This is a genomic window from Marinilactibacillus piezotolerans, assembly GCF_900114235.1.
Taxonomy (GTDB): domain Bacteria; phylum Bacillota; class Bacilli; order Lactobacillales; family Carnobacteriaceae_A; genus Marinilactibacillus; species Marinilactibacillus piezotolerans.
On sequence record NZ_FOSJ01000120.1, the window covers coordinates 1 to 1,259 of the forward strand.

Genomic DNA, 1,259 nt, shown 5'->3' on the forward strand with positions numbered 1-1,259 from the left:
GAGAGACGAATATCAACGTCACTCTGGATATACTCGTAGGGGACGGAGTAATACATGCGTTCGATTTGAATGTGGTAATTAGGTTGAACTTTTGCGCTTCTCCATTCCGACAACTTAAAGCGTGTTTGACGTAAGGGGTGAAGGTAGGACTTCTCTTCTTCGTCAAACGCTTTTTTTCTTGAACCCGGCCGTTTTTGGAATGCTTCTTGATTGAGTTCATTTAGTTTAGTCAAGATTTGCTGATTCAAGTCACGAAGATCAAAACATTGATAGTGACGTAAAGCAGCTATGATTTGTCTGGAAATGAACCCAACAGTTCCTTCAACACTAGCTTTGTCTTTTGGACTCCGAACTCTTCCGGGAACGATAACAGTTTGATAGTAATCTGCTAGTTCACGGTAAGCTTCGTTGAGAATTGGTTCTCCACGCAAAGCTTTAGAGACCCCTGTTTTTAAATTATCAGGAACTAGTGAGTCAGGAACCCCTCCAAAATATTCAAACGCATGAATATGACCTGTTAACCAGTTGGCCGATTTCATATCCAAAAATCCTTCGACATAACTATACTGACTGTAAGGAAAGGTCGCCACAAATACATAGACCGTTAAATTTCCGCCGTTTGAACGATCATTAATAGAGAGCGTTGACCCAGCCCAATCGATCTCTAAAATTTCACCTGGTTTCCTTCGAATAGGCATTGTTGCTTTGTATTTCTTTGCATACTTACCATAATTTTCTGCAAAAGTTCGGTAAGCATAAGGAATTTTACCGCCGTCACGTGCCTGCTGGTCATACTCCATATGGAGTAATTTTAATGTTACGTTTTTCTTTTGTAATTCCTTATGAATCTTTTCCCAGTCAGGTGGAAAGAACCCTTTCTCAATCGCTTGTTTCTCAGGAAAAAGAAATTCTTCAAGCCAGTGATTGTTCATATTATCAGTTAACCGTTCTAACCCGAGCTTCTCAGCCCGTTTAACGATATCTGAAATTGTATTTCTCGAACTTCCTACACTGGTACTAATGGTCCTTTGGGAGACATCAGTGAAATATAATTCAAGAATCTTTCGGTATTGAATCATTAAAAAACCTCCTGTATATAGTGTCATGCCCTTAGGCATGCAATATTATTATACAGAAGGTTTCTTTTATTTAGCTATAGTATTGGAGTGGCTTTTTCGCCCGCAACAGGTGGCTCTATGTTATGCATTCGTTGGCTCTTTTTTCCACATACGTGGCTCTATTCGTCCGCAATATTCATT

The 1,259-nt window shown here is 39.6% G+C and carries 1 protein-coding gene; it reads right to left on the reverse strand.

Features of this window, described 5'->3' with window-relative positions; translation table 11 throughout:
* The coding region (gene istA / locus BM212_RS12350; RefSeq protein ID WP_091898830.1) for an IS21 family transposase at positions 1-1,079 on the reverse strand (1,079 nt) is incomplete at its 3' end.
* Positions 1,080-1,259 lie beyond the last annotated feature (180 nt).